This window comes from Pseudomonas sp. FSL R10-2964 (assembly GCF_009600035.1).
GTDB lineage: Bacteria > Pseudomonadota > Gammaproteobacteria > Pseudomonadales > Pseudomonadaceae > Aquipseudomonas > Aquipseudomonas bubulae.
This window is the reverse complement of sequence record NZ_WIWH01000060.1, coordinates 1-18,562: the sequence shown is the minus strand read 5'-3', so window position 1 is coordinate 18,562 and position 18,562 is coordinate 1. Positions and strand designations below refer to the sequence as shown.

Here is an 18,562-nt window from a genome sequence, read left to right as displayed (position 1 = left end):
TGTGAGAGTAGGTCATCGTCAAGATTAAATTCCAAACCCCCTGTCTGCTCACGCAGACAGGGGGTTTGTTTTTGTGGGCAGAAAAACAGCCGCAGCTTCAAGCCTCCATTGCCGAGCAATGTTAAGGTTCGCCTTTGGATTTCGCTTTCTCCTAAGGATGCCGTCATGTCGGTTGCTACGCCTCTCAATGCGGGTTTTATGGTGGTTCATGGCAACCGCCTCGATGAGTTACGCAGCCTGGTTGTCAGCTGGATGCGCCTTTACCCGCTGGCTCCTCTGGAGAACGAAATTGCTCTGGTGCAGAGTAACGGCATCGCCCAATGGTTAAAGCTGGCTCTTGCCGAAGATGCCCGCGACGACGACCTCGGCGGCTGCGGTATTGCTGCAGCCGTGGACGTGCAGTTGCCCGGCAGTTTTTTGTGGCAGCTCTATCGGCTGGTACTGGGCAGTGAAGAAATCCCCGCCAAGTCATTGCTCGATAAAGCCCCGCTGACCTGGCGTCTGATGCGCCTGCTGCCTGCCCTTATCGATCAGCCGCACTTCGAACCCCTGCAGCGCTTCCTGACTCACGACACCGATCTGCGCAAGCGCTATCAGCTGTCTGAGCGTCTTGCCGACCTGTTCGACCAATATCAGGTGTATCGCGCCGACTGGCTGGAGGACTGGGCCGCAGGTCGCCATCAATTGCGTAACGCCCGGGGCGAAAGCCCGGCCCTGAGCCCGGCTAACTGCTGGCAGGCCGAGTTGTGGCGTGCGCTTCTGCTCGATGTAGGTGAAGAGGGCATGTCACAGAGCCGTGCCGGCGTTCATCAGCGTTTTATGGACAAGATCAACAGCCTCGAGCAAGCCCCGCCCGGCTTGCCCGCGCGGGTGATCGTTTTTGGCATCTCGTCACTGCCTGCTCAGGCACTTGAAGCCCTGGCCGGGCTCGCCCGCTTCAGCCAGGTATTGTTGTGTGTGCACAACCCTTGCCGCCATCATTGGTCTGACATCGTTGCCGATAAAGATCTGCTGCGTCATCAGTACAAACGTCAGGCCCGCAAAAGCGGCATGCCTACAGCACTTGATCTGGATACCCTGCATCAGCATGCCCATCCCTTGCTGGCTGCCTGGGGTAAACAAGGCCGTGACTATATCAACCTGCTCGACAGCTACGACGAGCCCAACAGTTATCGCGCAGCTTTTCGCGATGGCCGTATCGACCTGTTCAGCGAAGTTGAACCGCTTAACCTGCTCAACCAGTTGCAGGACGATATTCTTGAGCTGCGCCCGCTCAACGAAACCCGGGAGCTATGGCCCGCCATCGATCTGGCACAGGATCGCTCAATACGCTTCCATGTTGCGCATAGTGCGCAGCGTGAAGTCGAGATCCTGCACGACCAGTTGCTCGCACGTTTCAGCGAGAACCCTCAGTTGCAGCCACGTGATGTGATTGTGATGGTGCCGGATGTGGACAGTTACGCGCCGCATATCCGTGCTGTTTTTGGGCAAATCGAACGTGATGATCGGCGCTTTATTCCCTACACCCTGGCCGACCAGGGGCAGCGTGGTCGTGATCCATTGCTGATCGCTCTCGAACACTTGCTTAAATTGCCTGACAGCCGTTTCCCCGTCAGTGAAATCCTGGATTTGCTCGACGTGCCATCACTGCGCGCCCGCTTCAAGGTGCAAGAGCGCGACTTGCCAACCTTGCATCGCTGGATTGAAGGCGCTGGCATTCGCTGGGGGTTGAATGCGCAGCAGCGTGCCGGTCTTGGTTTGCCCGAGCAACTGGAGCAAAACAGTTGGCGTTTTGGTTTGCGCCGCATGTTGCTCGGATATGCCGTAGGCAGTGGTGAGGCCTGCGACGGTATTGAGCCCTACGATGAGATCGGGGGGCTGGATGCCGTACTGATCGGCCCGCTGGTAGCTTTGCTCGATGCGTTGGAAATCGCTCATCAGGAGCTCTCGCAACCGGCATTGCCGCAGCTCTGGGGCGAGCGCCTGCAGGCTTTGGTGCAGCTGTTTTTCCAGGCCGAAACAGAGCACGACGACTACCTGTTGGCCCAGCTTGAAGAGCTGCGCGAAACCTGGCTCGAAACCTGTGAACTGGTTGGTCTGCAGGATGAGTTACCGCTGACCGTAGTACGCGAGGCCTGGCTTACCGGGCTTGACCAGGGCAAGTTGTCACAACGTTTCCTGGCCGGGGCGGTCAACTTCTGCACCCTGATGCCGATGCGGGCCATCCCCTTCAAGCTGGTATGCCTGCTGGGCATGAACGACGGCGACTACCCGCGAGCCCAGCCGCCGCTGGACTTCGATCTGATGGGCAGCGATTACCGCCCGGGCGATCGTTCGCGCCGCGAAGATGACCGTTACCTGCTTCTTGAAGCGCTGCTTTCGGCTCGTGATCAGCTTTATATCAGCTGGGTAGGGCGCAGTATTCGCGACAACAGCGAGCGTCCGGCCTGTGTCCTGATTGGCCAGCTGCGTGACCACCTTGCCAGTGGTTGGCATCTGCAAGGGGGCGGCGACCTGCTTGAGGCCATGACCCAAGAGCACCCACTGCAACCCTTTAGCACTCGTTACTTTCATGAAGGCAACCCTAACCTGTTCAGCTATGCGCGTGAATGGCAGCGCTTGCATGCGCCACAACCGGAGCCCGTTGGCCCCGGCACGCTTGGCGCGCATATCCAGGAAGAACCACTGAACCTGACGCAGTTACAGGATTTTTTGCGAAACCCAGTGCGCCACTTCTTTAGTCAGCGCCTGAAAGTATTCTTTGAGGCAGCGGAAGTACCTTTGGCCGATGAAGAACCTTTCGTACTCGACGCATTGCAGCGCTACACCTTGAGCGACAGCCTGCTTGAAGCTGCACTGGCGCAGCCGGATCAACTGGAAAGCGCCTTGCATACCCGTGCCCAGCGCCTGCAAGGCAGCGGTTTGCTGCCCATGGCCGGGTTTGGAGAGTGCCTGCAATACGAATTAATCGAGCCATTACCAGATGTACTACAGCGCTATCAGCAACTGCTGGCTCTTTGGCCTACACCGCTAAACAGCGCGTTGCCTGTCAGTTTTGAGGATCAAGGTCTGACGCTGGAAGGCTGGCTCGGCAATCTGCATCAGCGTAGCGACAAGGGCTTACTGTCTGTTACCACTATTCCTAATAGCATTGGTGCGATCAAAACCCGGAAATGGCACCGTTTGACCCGGCCATGGGTAAACCATCTGGCAGCCTGCGCCTGTGGCCTGCAGATGACGACGGCCCTGGTGGCCAGTGATGACACCTTGCTGCTCGAACCTCTGGACACCAAGCAGGCCCGGGAGATTCTTGGCAACTTGCTCACTGCCTGGAAAGTCGGGATGAGCCACCCGCTGCCTGTCGCGGTAAAAACTGCTTTTGCCTGGCTGGCCCAGACAGACCCGGCCAAGGCCGATGCAGCGGCGCAAAAAGCCTATGAGGGTGATGGCCAAACCAGTGACGGCGAGCGCCGTGAAAGCGCCGCCCTGGCCCGGCAGTTTCCTGACTATGCGGCCTTGATGGCTGGCGACGAATTCGAAGAGTGGTGCGATGCCCTCTATCGACCCCTTTTTGATGCGCCCTGGCGCTCATTAAACAGCGAGGCATCCCGCTAATGAGCGAGCAAACATTACCGCTGGCCCTGGCATTTCCCCTGCGCGGTAGCCAATTGATCGAGGCCAGTGCAGGCACCGGTAAAACCTTCACGATCTCGGCACTCTACCTGCGCCTGATTTTGGGGCATGGCGGCGTAGAATCGGGTTTTGGCCGTGAGCTATTACCACCGCAAATTCTCGTGGTGACCTTTACTGATGCTGCCACCAAAGAACTGCGCGACCGCATCCGTACCCGCCTGGCAGAAGCCGCACGCTATTTTCGTGGCGAGATCGACGCGCCGGATGCCTTGGTCGAAGAACTGCGTGACCAGTTTGCTCCCGAGCAGTGGGCTGCTTGCGCCGGGCGTCTGGATATCGCCGCCCAATGGATGGACGAGGCTGCGGTCTCGACCATTCACGGTTGGTGCCAGCGCATGTTGCGCGAGCACGCTTTCGATAGCGGCAGCCTGTTTACCCAGACCCTGGAAACCGATCACAGCGACTTGCTGGGCGAAGTGCTGCGCGATTACTGGCGGCTGTTTTGCTACCCCATGCACGGCGACGCGCTGAACTGGGTGCGTGCCAACTGGAGCGGCCCCGCCGCCTTGATGCCGCGCGTGCGAGCGTTGTTTGGTAGCTCGCGCCAGCCAGCCAATGCTGAACAAACGCCTGCACAAATGATCGAGGCCTGCTTGCTGGAGCGCCGCCAGGCATTGGTGCAGCTTAAAGCCCCCTGGCTGCAATGGGCTCAAGAGCTGCGTGAGATCTGCCTGCAGGGCGTGGCCAGCAAAACGGTCGACGGTCGTAAAATGCAGGCCCGTTATTTTGAACCCTGGTTTGAAAAGCTCAGCGCCTGGGCGGCTGACGAAGATCAGGAACAGCTTGATCTGGGTACCGGCTTCACGCGTCTGACTCCCGACGGTATGGCCGAAGCCTGGAAAGGCGTTGCCCCGCAGCATCCGGGCCTGGATGCCATGCCCGGCCTCAAGGCCGCGCTCGATGGCTTGCCGAGCCCGGACGCCGCCGTGCTGCAGCATGCGGCGCACTGGGTGAGTGTGCGTTTTGAAGAAGAAAAACGCCGCCGTGCCGAAATGGGTTTCGACGATATGCTACTGCGCCTGGACTCGGCATTGCAGGCCGATGGCGGTGATCGTCTGGCGACCCTGATTCGTGAACAGTTCCCCGTGGCGCTGATCGATGAGTTCCAGGACACCGACCCCGTGCAGTACCGTATCTTCGAGACCATCTACCGGATTGAAGACAATTGCCCAGACACCGGGCTGTTTTTGATTGGCGACCCGAAACAGGCTATCTATGCCTTTCGCGGGGCGGATATCTACACCTACTTGCGCGCACGTCAGGCGACTGCAGGGCGCTTGCACACGCTGGATACCAACTTCCGCTCCAGTCACGCCATGGTCAAGGCAGTCAATCATGTCTTTGAGCGGGCGGAGCTGCGCGATAGCGGACGTGGGGCATTTTTGTTCCGCGAGGGTTCAGAAAACCCCGTGCCCTTTGTTTCGGTTAAATCCCAAGGGCGTAAGGAAGTCCTGCAGCTTGATGGCCAGCCTGTCAGCGCCCTGACGCTCTGGCAATTGCCCTCCGAGCAACCGCTGTCGGGTGCTGTGTATCGTCAGTATCTGGCGGCCGCCTGTGCCAGCCAGATTGTCGAGCTGCTTAATGGTGGCCAGCAAGGGCGCTGCGGTTTTATCAAGGACGGCGAAGCACTGCGTGGCGTATTACCTGCCGACATCGCGATTCTCGTGCGTGACGGTAAGGAAGCTCAAGCCGTGCGGAGAGAATTATCGAGCCGTGGTGTACGAAGCGTTTACCTGTCGGATAAGGATTCGGTGTACGCCGCGCAGGAAGCACATGATGTGCTGGCCTGGCTCAAGGCCTGCGCCGAGCCTGACGTCGAGCGCCCACTGCGTGCCGCATTGGCCTGTATCACCCTGGACTTGCCGCTGGTTGAGCTGGAGCGTCTGAACCAGGACGAACTGGCCTGGGAAAGACGTGTTATGCAGTTCCGCGGTTACCGCGAAACCTGGCGCAAGCAAGGGGTACTCGCCATGTTGCGTCGTCTGCTGCATGACTTTGAACTGCCCCAGGCCCTGATTGCCCGCCCCGATGGCGAGCGCGTTCTGACCAACGTCTTGCACTTGTCCGAATTGTTGCAGCAAGCCGCAGCCGAGCTGGACGGTGAGCAGGCGCTTATCCGTCATCTGGCCGAGCACCTGGCCTTGTCCGGCCAGGCGGGTGAAGAACAGATCCTGCGCCTGGAAAGTGACGAGCAACTGGTCAAGGTGGTGACTATCCACAAGTCCAAGGGGCTGGAGTACCCGTTGGTGTTTTTGCCGTTTATCTGCTCCGCAAAACCGGTGGATGGCAGTCGTCTGCCGCTGCACTTCCACGATGCTGCGGGCAACGCCCAGGTCAGTTTGAAACCGACGCCAGAGCTGATTGCCCAGGCCGATGACGAGCGTCTGGCCGAAGACCTGCGCTTGCTGTACGTAGCCCTGACCCGTGCCCGGCATGCGTGTTGGCTGGGGGTTGCCGACCTTAAGCGCGGCAATAGCAATCGCTCGGTCTTGCACCTCTGCGCCCTGGGTTATTTGCTGGGTGGTGGTGCCATGCTGGCCGAGTCGGCGGGCTTGCAGAGCTGGTTGGCCGAGGTGCAGCAAGGTTGCGACGCCTTGCAGTGCGAACCCGTTCCAGCTGCTGACGCGGCGCATTTTTATCCACCGCTCAACCAGGCAACCTTGCTTGAGCCGCTGATCCCGGGCCGCCGCGCCGCTGAAAACTGGTGGATCGCTTCCTATAGCGCACTGCGCATTGGTGACAGCCTCAGCCCGGCCGAAGCACCTGAAAGTGCCTTGGCGCAAAAGCTCTCGGATGATGAGCGCCTCGACCCTGAGGCACCGCGTGAAGTGTTGCTCAGTGGGGGTGATATTCACCGCTTCCCCCGTGGGCCAAATCCCGGGACTTTTCTCCATGGCCTGCTTGAGTGGGCGGGCAGCGAAGGCTTCAAGGCCGACCCCGAAGCGATCAAGGACGCTGTAGCACGGCGCTGCAACCGGCGTGGCTGGCAAGGCTGGATCGAAACCTTGAGTGACTGGCTGCAGCATCTGCAAGATGAACCGCTGCGTCTGAATAATGGTCAGCCCGCTGTGGTCTTGAGTGAGTTGAGCCAGTACCAGATTGAAATGGAATTCTGGTTTGCCAGCCACAAGGTCGATGTTGTGCAGATGGACACACTGGTGCGTCAGCATACCCACGGTGGCGCCGCGCGGGCGGGGGCCGAGCCGAGCCTGCTCAATGGCATGTTCAAGGGCTTTATCGACCTGACCTTTGAGCACCAGGGGCGTTATTACGTGGCGGACTACAAATCCAACTGGCTGGGTACCGATGATTCGGCCTACACCGAGCAGGCGATGACCGCCTCCATTCTGGACAACCGCTACGACCTGCAATATGTCCTGTATTTGTTGGCTTTGCATCGTCAGCTCAAGGCTCGATTGCCCGGCTATGACTACGACCAGCATATGGGCGGCGCACTGTATCTGTTTTTGCGTGGTACCCGCGCCCAGGGACAGGGCGTGTTTTTCACCCGCCCGCCCAGACTATTGATCGAAAGCCTGGACCTGATGTTCCAGGGCAAACCGCTGCCGAAAACAGCTGAACCGGCGTGGGAACAGGGAGTGTTGTTATGAGTCGTTCGTTTGCCGAACTGTTGCCTACGCCATTGACGGCCGAAAGCCTGGCCCTGCTTCAACCGCTGGGCCGGGCCGAGGATTTGCTGTTGTTACTTGAACGCTGGGTCGAGCGCGGCTGGTTGCGCGCTCTGGATAAGGCCTTCGTCGCGTTCCTGCATGAGCGCGATCCGCAGGGCGACCCCCTGGTGTTGCTGGCGGCGGCCCTGACCAGCCATCAACTGGGCCACGGTCATGTGTGCCTGGATTTGTTTGAAACCCTGAAAGAGCCGGATTTTGCACTCTCTTTACCCCCCGAAGGTGATGTGCAAACCGGCGCCATGCTGCTGCCTTCGCAACTGCTTGAGGCCCTGGACGGCGAGGCCTGGTGCAAGGCACTGCAAGCCAGCCCGCTGGTTGAACACGCGGGCCGGTCGTCTGCGGATGCAGCCAGCCGACCCTTGGTATTGAGTGAGCGGCGTCTGTATTTGCGTCGCTATTGGGCCTATGAACGTCGAATCGACGGTGCCTTGCGCCAACGTCTGGCGATGGCTGAAGCGACACCGGCGGATTTGCCTACGCGCCTTGACGGTTTGTTTGGCAGACCTGCACAGGATGCGCCGATTGACTGGCAAAAACTGGCCTGCGCCCTGGCCACGCGGGGAGCTTTCAGCATTGTCACTGGTGGCCCCGGCACCGGTAAGACCACCACCGTGGTGCGTTTGCTGGCGTTGTTGCAAGCACCGGCGGTAGAGGCGGGCACGCCTTTGCGCATTCGCCTGGCGGCACCGACCGGCAAGGCGGCTGCGCGCCTGACAGAGTCGATCAGCCTGCAAGTCAAATCCCTGGAAGTGGACGACAAGGTCCGGCAAAAAATCCCCAGCGACGTGACCACTGTTCATCGCCTGCTCGGCAGCCGCCCCGGGACGCGGCATTTTCGCCATCATGCGGGCAATCGCCTGCCGCTGGACGTGCTGGTGGTTGATGAGGCGTCGATGATCGATCTGGAAATGATGGCCAATTTGCTCGATGCCCTACCTGCTCATGCGCGGCTGGTGCTGCTGGGTGACAAGGACCAGTTGGCATCGGTTGAAGCCGGTGCCGTGCTGGGTGATTTGTGCCGCGACGCCGAAGCGGGCTGGTATACCCCGCAAACCCGTAACTGGCTGGAGCAGGTCAGCGGCGAAAATCTCAGTGCCAGTGGTTTGCAGCAAGACCTGGACAGTACACACCCGCTGGCGCAGCAGGTAGTGATGCTGCGCCACTCGCGGCGCTTTGGTGAGGGCAGCGGTATTGGCCAGCTGTCGCGTCTGGTCAACCAGCAACTGCCCCGCGAGGCGCGAGCCTTGCTGGCGGCAGGCAGCCATGCCGACCTCTTTGCGTTGCCCCTCAAGGGTGAGCAGGACCGCGCATTTGAGCGCCTGGCGCTGGAAGGGCGGGGGACAGAGGCTAAAGGCTATCGGCACTACCTGGAGGTTTTGCGCGATCAGCGACCAGACACCGAGAGCGGTCTTGAAGACCCGTGTTGGGCGGTATGGGCGGGTAACGTGCTGCAGGCGTTCGAGGCCTTTCAGGTGCTCTGCGCCGTGCGCAAGGGACCGTGGGGCGTGGAGGGCCTGAATGAGCGTATCACCGGCGCCCTGTTTGCCCGCAAGCTGATTGATGGCGACCGGCATTGGTACGAAGGCCGCCCGGTGCTGATGACCCGCAATGATTACGGACTGGGCCTGATGAACGGCGATATTGGCATCGCCCTCACACTTCCCGAGGGTGATGGTCAGGCCCGGCGTCATGTATTGCGGGTGGCTTTCGCGCGTAACGACGGGCAGGGCGGCATCCGTTTTGTACTGCCAAGCCGGCTCAATGATGTCGAGACGGTCTATGCCATGACCGTACATAAATCCCAGGGCTCGGAGTTTTCCCATACGGCGTTGGTGCTGCCCGAAGCGCTCAACCCGGTGTTGACGAAAGAACTGATCTATACCGGTATCACCCGGGCCAAGCACTGGTTCAGTCTGATAGAGCCGCGTGCGGGAGTTTTTGAGGAGGCCGTACAGCGCAAGGTCAAGCGCCTGAGCGGGTTGATGCTGGGGCTGGGTTAGCCGAAGTCTTGATCCTGATCGGGGTACTTTTTTGTGGGAGCTGGCAAACTTGGGTGATGCCATCGCGAGCAAGCCCGCTCCCACAAGAAATGGCGCGTCCAATGTGACCTGTATCACAGTTAATACGGTTGTCGTGCTATCGTTACGACACTATTCCCATAAAGATCTCAGAGAAATCCCGCATGGATGTGGCTGTCTCATCGACAGAACAGCACTTTGGATGGCGGCTACGGCTGATTTCCTTTTGCCTGTTACTGCTGAGCACTCCTTGTCTGGTTCAGGCTCAAACGCCCATCAACCTGGCGGATCAGCGCGCCAAGGCCGTGACCCAGGTTGTGCTGGGCATCCTCAGTTATGCGCGCTGGCCCACAGAGCCGGCACAACTGCAGTTGTGCGTGATCGGCCCCACCGAATACACCGATGACCTGCTCAAGGGCGCGACCCAGTCTACTGGCCGACCGGTGCAGGTGCGTCGCGTGCTGGCGAGTGACCCCGGCATCGCCAGCAGTTGCAACGCGGTATACCTGGGCAAGCTGAGCGCCGACGAGCGCAGTCGCCTGTTTAGCAGCCTCAACACCAAGGCGGTGCTGAGCATCAGCGAAGACGGTGACCAATGCACCGTGGGTAGCCTGTTTTGCCTGCATGTGCGTGATGAGCAAGTGTCGTTTGAGGTCAACCTCGACTCCGTCGCCCGCAGCGGTGTACGTATTCACCCCAGCGTGTTGCAACTGTCACGCCGTCGGGCGGCGCAGCCATGAGCGGGTTGAATGCGCCGCAACGACGTCGCCGGCTACGTTCGGTGTTGCGCCGTGGGCATCTTGGCGTGGCACTGGTTGCGGTGACACTGGCCAGCGCCTCCATGACCCTGCTGGGCGTGCTGGCGCTCAAGGTCTATGCCGATCACAACCTGCACCTGATTGCCCGCTCCATCAACTACACCGTGGAAGCGGCCGTGGTGTTTGACGACCCCGGGGCAGCAACCGAGGCCCTGGCCTTGATTGCTTCCACCGAAGCGGTCGCCGAGGCTCAGGTGTATACCGCCGAGGGTGAACTGCTCGCGCAATGGCAGCGTCCGCAAACCGATCTGCTGTCCAGGGTCGAGATGCTGTTGGCCGATGGCTTGCTGCAGCAGCCGATCAGCATGCCGATTTTGCATCAGGGTCAGGAGGTTGGCCGGGTCGTTCTGCGCGGGCATGGCGCCAATATGCTGCGTTTTTTGCTTAGCGGCTTGCTTGGCGTGCTGGTGTGTACCGCGCTCAGTGCCTGGAGTGCGCTGTACCTGTCGCGCCGGCTGCTGGATGGCATTACCGGGCCTTTGCAGCAGCTGGCGCAAGTGGCCCACGCTGCCCGTCGTGAACGTGCGTTCGATCGTCGCGTACCGCCCGCGCATATTGCCGAGCTCGACAGTCTGGGCAACGACTTCAATGCCCTGCTCGACGAGCTGGAGTCATGGCAAAGCCATCTGCAAAACGAAAATGAGGCCCTGGCCCATCAGGCCAGCCACGATTCGCTCACCAACCTGCCTAACCGCGCCTACTTTGAAGCCCGGTTGACGCGCACTCTGCGCTCGCTCAATAAAACGCGGGACAAGGCTGCGGTGCTGTTTCTCGACAGTGACCGCTTCAAGGGTATCAATGATGCCTACGGCCATGCCGCCGGTGATGCGGTGCTGGTAGCGGTAGCAACGCGCATTCGTGCGCAACTGCGTGAAGACGACGTAGTGGCGCGCCTGGGCGGTGACGAGTTTGCGATCTTGCTGACTCCGCTGCACAAAATAGAAGATGCCCAGCGCATTGCCGAGAAGATCATTGCCAGCATGCTTGAGGCCATCGCACTGCCGGGGCAGGTGAGCGTCGTGACATCGCTGAGTATCGGCATTGCCGTCTACCCCGAACATGGTGCAAGCGCCCAGGAACTGCTCTGTGCAGCGGACTCGGCGATGTACCAGGCCAAGCGCCTCGCCCGAGGCGGGCAACATGTAGCGGAGTCGGAGCACCCCGCAAACACCGTAAATATCAGGAGCTAACTCAAAAATGCGTGCATTGACCCAGCGTTATCTGCAGTTTTTCAGCGTTGCCTTGTTGTTGGCCACGTTGTCGTTGACCGGTTGCCAGACTCCCCCGCCAAAGGGTCTGACCCCGGCGCAGATTGCGGTCCTCAAGGAACAGGGCTTTGAGTTGACCGAGGAGGGCTGGGCATTTGGTCTTTCGGGCAAAGTGCTGTTTGGCAGCGACCTTGAAGTGCTTAACCCACAGAGCCAGGAAATCGTTGAGCGTATCGGCACGGCCTTGCTGGGTGCCGATATCCAGCGGGTGCGGGTGGATGGTCACACCGACTCTTCGGGCAAGGAGTCCTACAACGAGCAACTGTCGGTACGCCGCGCCAACAGCGTGGTCAAGGCCCTGACCAAAGTTGGCATGCGCCCTGAGAATATCCAGGTCCGTGGGTTGGGTAGTCGCGAGCCGGTAGCCAGCAACAACACCCGGGCCGGGCGTACGGAAAACCGCCGTGTGTCGATTGTGGTGATTGCCGATTGATAAGCCGGGTCCGTAGCAGCTGCCGAAGGAACGAGGCTGCGTTCGGCAGCTGCTACGGGGCGGTGTGGTCAGTCCGCAAATCTCATTCCGCGCGTTTCGCCCAGCAACAGCGGCGCATTCAGTTCCGTCACTTCGCGGATGTAATCCCATAGCAGGGTGATGCGTTTCAACTTCCTCAGATCTTCGCGGCAGTACATCCAGAACTGCCGTGTCAGGGTGACCTCGCCCGGCAATACCGGCAGCAAACGCGGGTCCTGGGCGGCCAGAAAGCACGGCAAAATCGCCAGCGAGCGGCCCTGCTGCGCTGCCACGAATTGCGCAATCACGCTGGTGCTGCGCAGGTTGGCGCTGGCGCCGGGCAGCACGTTGGCCAGGTACAGCAGCTCCGAACTGAACGCCAGATCGTCCACATAGCTGATAAAAGTGTGCTCGGCCAAATCCGCCGCCCGGTTGATAGGCGGGTGCTGGTCCAGATACTCCTGGGTGGCATACAGCTGCAAGCGGTAGTCGCATAGCTTGCAGCACACATAGGGCCCGTGTTCCGGACGCTCCAGGGCGATCACGATATCCGCCTCGCGCTTGGACAGGCTGATGAAGTGCGGCAGGGGCAGGATATCCACTGAAATGGCCGGGTAGGCGTCGACAAAATGGCTGAGCTGAGGGGTGATAAAAAAGCTCCCGAACCCCTCCGTGCAACCCATGCGCACATGCCCGGACAACGCCACCCCCGACCCCGACACCTGCTCGCAGGCCATATGCAGGGTACTTTCGATGGCCTCGGCATAGCCCAGCAAGCGCTGGCCCTCGTTGGTCAGGGTGAAGCCGTTGGTGCGCGATTTTTCAAACAGCAGTGTGCCGAGGGCAGCCTCCAGCGAACTGATGCGTCGCGATACGGTGGTGTAGTCCACCGCCAGCCGTTTGGCCGCAGTGCTGGCTTTACGGGTACGGGCCACCTCGAGAAAAAACTTCAGGTCGTCCCAGTTCAATGCGCTTAACGATGTGATGTTTTTTTGCATGTTTGATCGGCTTTTATGTGCGTTCTTATTAGAAGAACGCACACCTATACTCCAAAAACAGTCCTGCGACCAATCTGGACAGCCCTACTTAAAATAATAATGCCGGAGACTTCCATGAACGTTTCTACCACCCCGTACCAAAACGCCCGCCTGCTGATCGATGGCGAATGGGTCGAGTCGCAGACCACCGAGTGGCACGACATCATCAACCCCGCCACTCAGCAAGTGCTGGCCAAAGTACCGTTTGCCACTGCCGCTGAAGTCAACGCCGCCATCGCTGCCGCCCAGCGCGCTTTCCAGACCTGGAAGCTGACGCCCATTGGCGCGCGCATGCGCATCATGCTCAAGCTGCAGGCGCTGATTCGCGAGCACTCCAAGCGCATCGCCACTGTGCTCAGTGCCGAACAGGGTAAAACCATTGCCGACGCCGAGGGCGATATTTTCCGCGGCCTGGAAGTGGTCGAGCATGCTTGCTCCATCGGCACCTTGCAGATGGGTGAATTCGCTGAAAACGTTGCGGGCGGGGTGGATACCTACACCTTGCGCCAACCTATCGGGGTCTGCGCCGGGATCACACCGTTCAATTTCCCGGCCATGATTCCGCTATGGATGTTCCCGATGGCCATCGCCTGCGGTAACACCTTCGTTCTCAAACCGTCCGAGCAAGACCCGCTGTCGACCTTGATGCTGGTCGAGCTGGCGCTGGAAGCCGGGGTTCCGCCGGGTGTGCTCAACGTCGTGCATGGCGGCAAGGATGTGGTGGATGCGCTGTGCACCCACACCGATATCAAAGCGGTTTCGTTTGTTGGCTCAACCGCCGTCGGTACCCACGTTTATGACCTGGCGGGCCGTCACGGCAAGCGCGTGCAATCGATGATGGGCGCGAAAAACCACGCCGTGGTGTTGGCCGATGCCAACCGCGAGCAAACCCTCAACGCGCTGGTCGGTGCCGGTTTTGGCGCAGCCGGCCAACGCTGTATGGCTACCTCGGTGGTGGTACTGGTGGGGGCGGCGAAAAAATGGCTGCCGGACCTCAAGGCGCTGGCGCAAAAACTCAAGGTCAACGCCGGCAGCGAGGCGGGTACGGATGTAGGTCCGGTGATCTCCAAGCGTGCTAAAGAGCGGGTACTGGGGTTGATCGAAAGCGGCATCAAAGAAGGCGCAGTGCTGGAACTGGATGGCCGCAACATCAAGGTCCCGGGTTTCGAACAAGGCAACTTTATCGGGCCGACCCTGTTTTCAGGCGTCACCACCGATATGCAAATCTATACCCAGGAAATTTTCGGCCCGGTGCTGGTGGTGATTGAGGTCGATACCCTCGACCAGGCCATTGCACTGGTCAACGCCAACCCGTTTGGCAACGGCACCGGCCTGTTTACCCAAAGCGGCGCTGCAGCGCGCAAGTTCCAGACTGAAATCGATGTGGGCCAGGTCGGTATCAATATCCCGATCCCGGTGCCGGTGCCGTTCTTCAGCTTCACGGGTTCCCGTGGCTCGAAACTCGGCGATCTTGGCCCGTACGGCAAGCAAGTGGTGCAGTTCTATACTCAAACCAAGACCGTCACCAGTCGCTGGTTCGACGATGACAGCGTGAATGATGGCGTCAACACAACCATCAATCTTCGTTGAGGGCACACAGCATGAATATCGCATTTATCGGCCTGGGCAACATGGGCGCACCAATGGCGCGCAACCTGCTCAAGGCCGGGCATTCGCTGAACCTGTTTGATCTGAACCAAAGCATTCTCGCCGAGCTGGCCGCCCTGGGTGGCCATATCAGCACCTCGCCTCGGGAGGCCGCCCAAGGCACCGAACTGGTGATCACCATGCTCCCGGCTGCTGCCCATGTGCGCAGCGTGTGGCTGGGTGAGGACGGCGTGCTGGCTGGCATCGGCGCAGGTGTACCCGCCGTGGATTGCAGCACCATCGACCCGCAGACCGCCCGCGATGTCGCCGCTGCAGCCGCCAAACAGGGCGTGCAGATGGCCGATGCGCCGGTGTCCGGCGGCACCGGTGGCGCGCAGGCGGGCACCCTGACCTTTATGGTCGGCGCTCCCCAGGCGCTGTTCGACACCCTGCACCCTGTACTCGAACAAATGGGCCGCAACATCGTCCATTGCGGGGATGTGGGCACCGGCCAAGTGGCTAAAATCTGCAACAACCTGCTGCTCGGGATCTCCATGGTCGGCGTCAGCGAGGCCATGGCCCTGGGGGCTGCACTGGGTATCGACAGCGAAGTACTGGCCGGGGTGATCAACAGCTCCACCGGGCGCTGCTGGAGCTCGGAGGTGTACAACCCGTGGCCGGGCATCGTTGAAACCGCCCCTGCGTCACGCGGCTATACCGGTGGATTTGGTGCCGAGCTGATGCTCAAGGATCTGGGGCTGGCCACCGAGGCGGCACGTCAGGCCCACCAGCCTGTGGTGATGGGTGCCGTGGCGCAACAGCTGTATCAGGCCATGAGCCTGCGCGGCGAAGGCGGCAAGGATTTCTCGGCCATCATCAACAGCTATCGCAAACCTCAGTAACTGGTCGCTTTACCGGGAGCCCGCGTCGGGCGGGCTCCCGGGTTTTTTGCGTGGTTTCACTCAGGCAAAAACGAAATACTTGCGCACGGTTTCAACCACTTCCCATGTGCCTTTCATGCCCGGCTCGACCACAAAGATATCCCCGGCCCGCAGATGGATCGGTTCTTTGCCCTCTGGGGTGATGATGCAATAGCCCTCACGGAAATCGCAGTATTCCCACTTCACATATTCCACATACCACTTGCCGGGCGTGCAAATCCACGTGCCCATGATCTTGCTGCCGTCTTCGCTGGTGTAGGCGTTGAGGTTGACGGTATGGGGGTCGCCCTCGAGTTTTTCCCATTTGCAGGCATCGAGCACGGGCAGGGGGTGGGTGTCACGAAGCACGGTGATTGGCGCAGACATAAAACCTCCGGTGATGGGTTATCGAACCTCACCCTAACCGCAGCGATACTCTGACAGATGCCTGGTTCCGACCCCCAGATGCGCAAAAGCCCCGGCACTGTTTTCAGTGCCGGGGCTTTTTTGTAACAGCCAAATGCTTAGTGCGAGTTGGCCAGAGCCTTACCGGTGCGCAGGCGCAGCACATAGAAGCCGTAGATGATCAGCAGCCACACCGGAATCGCATACACCGACGCACGAACGTCGGGGATCATCCAGATAACCGAGACGATCACCGCCATAAACACCAGGCACAGGATATTGCTGAGCGGGAACCAGAATGCCTTGAACGAAGGCGTCACGCCCTGAACGGCCATGGCCTTGCGGAACTTGATATGGGTGAGGCTGATCAGTGCCCAGTTGATCATCAGCGAGGCAACCACCAGGGCAAACAGCAGCTCCAGTGCCTTGTGCGGGGCCACATAGTTGACCACCACGCACAACAGCGTCACCAGTGCCGACACGCCCAGTGCACGCAACGGCACGCCATTTTTGGTCAGCTTCATCAGGGCTTTGGGGGCATCACCCTGCTCGGCCAGGCCAAACAGCATGCGGCTGTTGCAGTACACGCCGCTGTTATAGACCGACAGCGCGGCAGTCAGTACCACAAAGTTGAGGATTTGCGCGGCGGTATCACTGCCGATCAAGGCAAAGATCTGCACAAACGGGCTGCTGCCGTAGGCATCGCCGCCGGCGCCCAGGGTTACCAGCAACTGGTCCCACGGGTACAGTGCCAGCAGCACGGTCAGGGCGCCCACGTAGAAAATAAGGATCCGGTACACCACCTGGTTGATGGCCTTGGGGATCACCTTTTTCGGCTCGCTGGCTTCCGCCGCTGTGATACCCACCAGCTCCAGGCCACCGAAGGAAAACATGATAAAGGCCATGGCCATCAGTAGCCCCATGCCGCCATTGGGGAAGAACCCGCCGTGGCTCCACAGGTTGCTGATCGACGCCTGAGGGCCGCCGGTGCCGCTGAACAGCAGGTAGCAACCCAGGACGATCATGCCGACAATCGCCACCACCTTGATAATGGCAAACCAGAATTCCATTTCGCCGAACACTTTCACGTTCAGGGTATTGATCAGGTTGACCAGTACAAAGAACACCACGGCGCTGACCCAGGTTGGCACCTCGGGCCACCAGAACTGGATGTACTTGCCCACGGCCGTCAGCTCGGCCATGCCCACCAGCACATACAGTACCCAATAGTTCCAGCCCGACAGAAACCCCGCATAACCGCCCCAGTACTTGTGGGCAAAGTGGCTGAAGGAACCGGCCACTGGCTCTTCGACGATCATTTCGCCGAGTTGGCGCATGATCAGGAACGCGATAAAGCCGGCGATCGCATAGCCCAGGATCATCGACGGCCCGGCCGACTTGAGTACGCCCGCCGACCCCAGAAACAGGCCCGTACCGATAGCGCCGCCCAGGGCAATCAGCTGGATATGGCGGTTTTTCAAACCGCGTTTGAGTGTGACCGGGGGGGAATTAGCGTCAGCCATCGGGTGCCCTGTGAGTTGTTATTCTCAAAACTGGATAAAAGTACCCGTGGGCAAAGGCGCCCCGGGTGTCGCAAGCCCCGGATATTACTCTGGGTAAAAACCAAGGCATACAGGCTGGCAGTAAACGGCGACTATTCTTACAAGCTCAAAGCTTCCAGCAATGCTATGGCATAGGTGGGCAATTGCGCAAACGAGCGGGCGCACAGCAGCAATTTACGATCAGCCCAGGGCTCGCTCAAGTTCACCACTTCAAAGGTGCGCGGGGCCTGCCAGCGCTCGATGGTGGCCCTGGGCACAATCCCCAGCCCGGCGCCGCGAGCGACCATGCGCAATACCCCGTCAAAGCCTTCGGCACGGATACGCACCTGCATGCGACACCCCATATGCAGTGCCTGTTCTTCCAGGTACACCGCCAGCGCGCTGCTGGCCGACAACCCGACATAGTCATGGCTCAGGGTGTCGCTGAACGAGAGGCTGGGCCTGTGGGCCAGCGGGTGGTCGAGGGGCATGACCAGTACCAGCGGGTCATCGCGAAAGGGCCGGGTTTGCAGGTCACGGGTGTCTACCGCGTTGGAGATCACACCGATATCGGCGGCGTCCAGGCGCAGGGCATGGGTGATGCGCAGGCTGGTGAGTTCTTGCTGGTCGACGCTTATGGCAGGGTGCTGGCGTACAAAGTCGGCGAGCAGCTCGGGCAGGTATTCGGTGAGGGCGGCGGTGTTGCACAGCAGGCGGATACGGCCTTTGAAGCCCTGGGCGTATTCGCTCAGGTCGTGGTTCATGCGCTCCACCTGCTGCAACAGTAACCGGGCATGTTGGGCCAGCGCTTGCCCGGCAGGGGTAGGGCTGATGCCACGACGGCTGCGCTGCAAAAACGCCACGCCCTGGGACGCTTCCATCGCCCGGATCCGCGCACTGGCGGCAGGCAGCGATAGGTGGCTGAGGCTGGCGCCGGCGGTGATATTGCCTGCCTGCAGCACATTCAAATACAGACGCAGGTCAACCAGGTCGAAGTGCATGAAAGGTCCTTGAAGATCCTGTAAAGATTCTAAATAGCGCCGCAAACCGCTGTTGTAGCAGCAACTGTCTTGCCCAGTCATTCACGTTCGCCATGCTGTGCCGTCGCGCAGCATGGCGTTAAGCCGGATCA

12 protein-coding genes are annotated in these 18,562 nt (G+C 60.1%); 8 read left to right on the top strand and 4 right to left on the bottom strand.

The features are described 5' to 3' along the window. The first annotated feature begins 165 nt into the window (after positions 1 to 165). The 6 genes from recC (at position 166) to GHN92_RS22700 (ending at position 11,922) form a co-directional block, all read left to right on the top strand. A complete protein-coding gene (gene recC, locus GHN92_RS22725; RefSeq protein ID WP_133144357.1) occupies positions 166 to 3,615 on the top strand; it encodes an exodeoxyribonuclease V subunit gamma in 3,450 nt (1,149 codons plus the stop codon). Then, on the top strand, positions 3,615 to 7,304 hold the full coding sequence (gene recB / locus GHN92_RS22720) for an exodeoxyribonuclease V subunit beta (protein ID WP_095018711.1): 3,690 nt from the start codon (positions 3,615 to 3,617) through the stop codon (positions 7,302 to 7,304). Before recC ends, recB begins: the two co-directional genes overlap by 1 nt. Next, complete coding sequence (recD, locus tag GHN92_RS22715) at positions 7,301 to 9,385, top strand: exodeoxyribonuclease V subunit alpha (protein ID WP_095020634.1); 2,085 nt, start codon at positions 7,301 to 7,303, stop codon at positions 9,383 to 9,385. The genes recB and recD overlap by 4 nt, the downstream gene beginning before the upstream one ends. Before the next feature lie 182 nt (positions 9,386 to 9,567). After that, on the top strand, positions 9,568 to 10,143 hold the full coding sequence (locus GHN92_RS22710; RefSeq protein ID WP_095002461.1) for a YfiR family protein: 576 nt from the start codon (positions 9,568 to 9,570) through the stop codon (positions 10,141 to 10,143). Then, on the top strand, positions 10,140 to 11,411 hold the full coding sequence (locus GHN92_RS22705; protein WP_095039291.1) for a diguanylate cyclase domain-containing protein: 1,272 nt from the start codon (positions 10,140 to 10,142) through the stop codon (positions 11,409 to 11,411). The genes GHN92_RS22710 and GHN92_RS22705 overlap by 4 nt, the downstream gene beginning before the upstream one ends. Positions 11,412 to 11,418: 7 nt before the next feature. Beyond that, positions 11,419 to 11,922, top strand: coding sequence for an OmpA family protein (locus GHN92_RS22700; RefSeq protein WP_095002463.1), 504 nt, complete (start codon positions 11,419 to 11,421; stop codon positions 11,920 to 11,922). A gap of 68 nt (positions 11,923 to 11,990) precedes the next feature. On the opposite strand, the gene GHN92_RS22695 is transcribed toward GHN92_RS22700, so the two are convergent. Further along, positions 11,991 to 12,938 (bottom strand): LysR family transcriptional regulator, encoded by a 948-nt coding sequence (locus GHN92_RS22695; protein ID WP_095027105.1) that lies wholly within the window; start codon positions 12,936 to 12,938, stop codon positions 11,991 to 11,993. A gap of 114 nt (positions 12,939 to 13,052) precedes the next feature. Here GHN92_RS22695 and GHN92_RS22690 point away from each other — a divergent pair, with 114 nt between their 5' ends. Further along, a complete protein-coding gene (locus GHN92_RS22690) occupies positions 13,053 to 14,567 on the top strand; it encodes a CoA-acylating methylmalonate-semialdehyde dehydrogenase (protein ID WP_095039290.1) in 1,515 nt (504 codons plus the stop codon). Between the two features lie 11 nt (positions 14,568 to 14,578). Continuing rightward, the gene (gene mmsB / locus GHN92_RS22685) at positions 14,579 to 15,466 is read left to right on the top strand and encodes a 3-hydroxyisobutyrate dehydrogenase (RefSeq protein WP_095002466.1); all 888 of its coding nucleotides are present in this window, start codon (positions 14,579 to 14,581) and stop codon (positions 15,464 to 15,466) included. A 60-nt stretch (positions 15,467 to 15,526) separates the two neighbouring features. Here the strand turns inward: mmsB and GHN92_RS22680 are convergent, their stop codons facing one another. From GHN92_RS22680 to GHN92_RS22670, 3 genes are all read right to left on the bottom strand, one after another. After that, positions 15,527 to 15,871, bottom strand: a complete 345-nt coding sequence (locus tag GHN92_RS22680) for a cupin domain-containing protein (RefSeq protein WP_016783536.1) — start codon at positions 15,869 to 15,871, stop codon at positions 15,527 to 15,529. Positions 15,872 to 16,008: 137 nt separating this feature from the next. Beyond that, positions 16,009 to 17,412 carry an amino acid permease gene (locus GHN92_RS22675; RefSeq protein ID WP_095039289.1) on the bottom strand — a complete coding sequence of 468 codons (1,404 nt, stop codon included), beginning with the start codon at positions 17,410 to 17,412 and terminating at the stop codon, positions 16,009 to 16,011. Positions 17,413 to 17,549: 137 nt separating this feature from the next. Continuing rightward, on the bottom strand, positions 17,550 to 18,431 hold the full coding sequence (locus tag GHN92_RS22670; protein ID WP_095039288.1) for a LysR substrate-binding domain-containing protein: 882 nt from the start codon (positions 18,429 to 18,431) through the stop codon (positions 17,550 to 17,552). Positions 18,432 to 18,562 lie beyond the last annotated feature (131 nt).

Excerpts from the sequence above, each read along its gene's own strand:
- recC (WP_133144357.1), top strand. The coding sequence starts at position 166 with ATGTCGGTTGCTACGCCTCTCAATGCGGGTTTTATGGTGGTTCATGGC.
- recB (WP_095018711.1), top strand. The coding sequence starts at position 3,615 with ATGAGCGAGCAAACATTACCGCTGGCCCTGGCATTTCCCCTGCGCGGT.
- recD (WP_095020634.1), top strand. The coding sequence starts at position 7,301 with ATGAGTCGTTCGTTTGCCGAACTGTTGCCTACGCCATTGACGGCCGAA.
- GHN92_RS22710 (WP_095002461.1), top strand. The coding sequence starts at position 9,568 with ATGGATGTGGCTGTCTCATCGACAGAACAGCACTTTGGATGGCGGCTA.
- GHN92_RS22705 (WP_095039291.1), top strand. The coding sequence starts at position 10,140 with ATGAGCGGGTTGAATGCGCCGCAACGACGTCGCCGGCTACGTTCGGTG.
- GHN92_RS22700 (WP_095002463.1), top strand. The coding sequence starts at position 11,419 with ATGCGTGCATTGACCCAGCGTTATCTGCAGTTTTTCAGCGTTGCCTTG.
- GHN92_RS22695 (WP_095027105.1), bottom strand. The coding sequence starts at position 12,938 with ATGCAAAAAAACATCACATCGTTAAGCGCATTGAACTGGGACGACCTG.
- GHN92_RS22690 (WP_095039290.1), top strand. The coding sequence starts at position 13,053 with ATGAACGTTTCTACCACCCCGTACCAAAACGCCCGCCTGCTGATCGAT.
- mmsB (WP_095002466.1), top strand. The coding sequence starts at position 14,579 with ATGAATATCGCATTTATCGGCCTGGGCAACATGGGCGCACCAATGGCG.
- GHN92_RS22680 (WP_016783536.1), bottom strand. The coding sequence starts at position 15,871 with ATGTCTGCGCCAATCACCGTGCTTCGTGACACCCACCCCCTGCCCGTG.
- GHN92_RS22675 (WP_095039289.1), bottom strand. The coding sequence starts at position 17,412 with ATGGCTGACGCTAATTCCCCCCCGGTCACACTCAAACGCGGTTTGAAA.
- GHN92_RS22670 (WP_095039288.1), bottom strand. The coding sequence starts at position 18,431 with ATGCACTTCGACCTGGTTGACCTGCGTCTGTATTTGAATGTGCTGCAG.